At 60.8% G+C, this 625-nt stretch carries 1 protein-coding gene and 1 pseudogene; both read left to right on the top strand.

Translation table 11 applies throughout. The features are described from left to right. Positions 1-303, top strand: a 303-nt coding sequence (locus tag CSC70_RS14040) for a type III secretion protein HrpB2 (protein ID WP_162457211.1), incomplete at its 5' end; no start/stop codon positions are given. A 1-nt stretch (position 304) separates the two neighbouring features. Further along, a pseudogene (locus CSC70_RS14045) lies at positions 305-625 on the top strand (type III secretion system inner membrane ring lipoprotein SctJ); the annotation flags it as partial.

Raw genomic sequence — 625 nt, forward strand, 5'->3', positions numbered from 1 at the left:
CTTGTGAATCGCTTTCAAGCGCTGATGCAGTCCTCGAGCCCCTTGCCGCCCGCCATGCAGCGGGTGGGCAACCCGAGCATGATGAGCCGCGTGGTCGATGTGCAGAACGATGGCGTGCGGACCATCGCCGAGCATATCGATGCCTTCAGCATGCAGGCACCGACCATGGGGCTGCAGGAAATGGCAGCGCAGCAGATCAAGTTGATGCACGAGCTGACCATGGTCGGCTTCAACCTCAATGTCAGCGTCGGCGTGGCGCAATCGGGAAAGAACGCCGTGCAGACACTGGTCAAGAACCAGTAGCATGCGCGCGCTGAGATACCTGGTGGTGCTGCTGGTGGCGCTGCTGCTGTCTGCGTGCAGTCAGCAGCTGTATTCCGGGCTCACCGAAAACGATGCGAACGACATGCTCGAGGTGCTGCTGCATGCGGGCGTGGACGCCTCCAAAGTCACGCCAGACGACGGCAAGACCTGGGCGATAAACGCTCCGCACGATCAGGTGTCCTATTCGCTGGAGGTGCTACGCGCGCACGGGTTGCCGCATGAGCGGCACGCCAATCTCGGCGAGATGTTCAAGAAGGATGGCTTGATCTCGACACCCACCGAAGAACGCGTACGTTTCATC

This window comes from Pseudoxanthomonas kalamensis DSM 18571 (genome assembly GCF_010211745.1).
Lineage (GTDB): Bacteria > Pseudomonadota > Gammaproteobacteria > Xanthomonadales > Xanthomonadaceae > Pseudoxanthomonas_A > Pseudoxanthomonas_A kalamensis.